This is a genomic window from Hydrogenophaga palleronii NBRC 102513 (assembly GCF_001571225.1).
In the GTDB taxonomy this organism is placed as follows: Bacteria; Pseudomonadota; Gammaproteobacteria; order Burkholderiales; family Burkholderiaceae_C; genus Hydrogenophaga; species Hydrogenophaga palleronii.
Map to the genome: position 1 here is coordinate 1 of NZ_BCTJ01000091.1, position 1876 is coordinate 1876.

Below are 1876 nucleotides of genomic sequence, written 5' to 3' on the forward strand. Positions count from 1 at the left end.
CTACGACGGTTTTTACCGCCGTTCCATTCAAGACCGCGACGCCTTCTGGGCCGAGCAGGCGGCGCTGGTGGACTGGAAAAAGCCCTTCGACCGGGTGTGCAACCACGACAACCCGCCGTTCACGCGCTGGTTCGAAGGTGGGCTCACCAACCTGTGCCACAACGCGGTGGACCGGCACCTGAAAGACCGCGCCGAGCAGAACGCGCTGATCTTCGTCTCCACCGAGACCGACACCGAGCGCCGCTACAGCTTCCGCGAGCTGCATGCCGAGGTGCAACGCATGGCGGGGGTGCTGCTGAGCCAGGGCGTGAAGCAGGGCGACCGGGTGCTGATCTACATGCCCATGATCCCCGAGGCCACCTTCGCCATGCTCGCCTGCGCGCGCATCGGCGCCATCCACTCGGTGGTGTTCGGCGGTTTTGCCAGCCATTCCCTTGCCAACCGCATCGATGACGCCGCACCGGTGGCCATCGTCAGCGCCGACGCCGGCTCGCGCGGCGGCAAGGTGGTGGCCTACAAGCCGCTGCTGGACGAAGCCATCCGCCTGGCCCGGCACAAGCCAGCCTCGGTGGTGCTGGTCAACCGCGGCCTGGCGCCGATGGACACCGTGCCCGGGCGTGACCACGACTACGCCGCCCTGCGCGAGCAGCAGCTGAACACCGAGGTGCCCTGCGTGTGGCTGGACGCGACCGCGATCAGCTACACCATCTACACCAGCGGCACCACCGGCAAGCCCAAGGGCGTGCAGCGCGATACCGGCGGCTACCTGGTGGCGCTGGCCGCCAGCATGAAACACATCTTCATGGGCCAGCCGGGCGAGACCTACTTCTGCACCAGCGACATCGGCTGGGTCGTGGGCCACAGCTACATCGTTTACGGACCGCTGATCGCCGGCATGGCCACCATCCTGTACGAAGGCCTGCCGGTGCGGCCCGATGCCGGCATCTGGTGGCGCCTGGTGGAGAAGTACAAGGTGACCGCCATGTTCAGCGCGCCCACCGCGGTGCGCGTGCTCAAGAAGCAGGACCCGGCCTACCTCAAGCAATACGACCTCTCCAGCCTGCGCGCGCTGTTCCTGGCCGGCGAGCCGCTGGACGAGCCGACCGCGCGCTGGATCAGCGACAGCCTGGGCGTGCCCATCATCGACAACTATTGGCAGACCGAGAGCGGCTGGCCCATCCTCACCATCGCCAACGGGGTCGAGAAGAAGCCCAGCAAGTTCGGCAGCCCGGGTGTGCCGATGGCGGGTTACCAGGTCAAGCTGCTGCACGAGGCCACCGGCGAGGAGCTCACGGGTGCGAACCAGAAAGGCGTGGTGGTGATCGAGGGCCCGACGCCGCCCGGCTTCATGCAGACGGTGTGGCAGGACGATGCGCGCTTCATCAACACCTACTGGAAGAGCATCCCGGGCAAGCTGGTGTACAGCACCTTCGACTGGGGCATCCGCGACGAAGACGGTTACTTCTACATCCTGGGGCGCACCGACGATGTGATCAACGTCGCCGGCCACCGGCTGGGCACGCGCGAGATCGAAGAAAGCATCTCCAGCCACGACAACGTGGCCGAGGTGGCGGTGGTGGGTGTGGCCGATGCGCTCAAGGGCCAGGTGGCGATGGCCTTCGTGGTGGCCAGGGACAGCTCCGCGCTGGGCGACGACGCCTCGACGCTGAAGCTGGAGGGCGAGATCATGAAGCGGGTGGACGAGCAGCTGGGGGCCGTGGCGCGGCCGGCACGGGTGCGCTTCGTCTCCGTGTTGCCCAAGACGCGCAGCGGCAAGCTGCTGCGCCGCGCCATCCAGGCCGTGTGCGAGGGCCGCGACCCGGGTGACCTCACCACCATGGACGATCCGGCCGCGCTGCAGCAGATCAAGGACCTG

Annotated in this window: 1 protein-coding gene; it reads left to right on the plus strand. The window is 67.4% G+C overall.

What is annotated here, in order from left to right; all coding sequences use genetic code 11:
• Window positions 1–1876 (plus strand): propionate--CoA ligase (locus HPA01S_RS22365; protein ID WP_157085152.1); only part of this gene is annotated, 1876 nt, incomplete at both ends.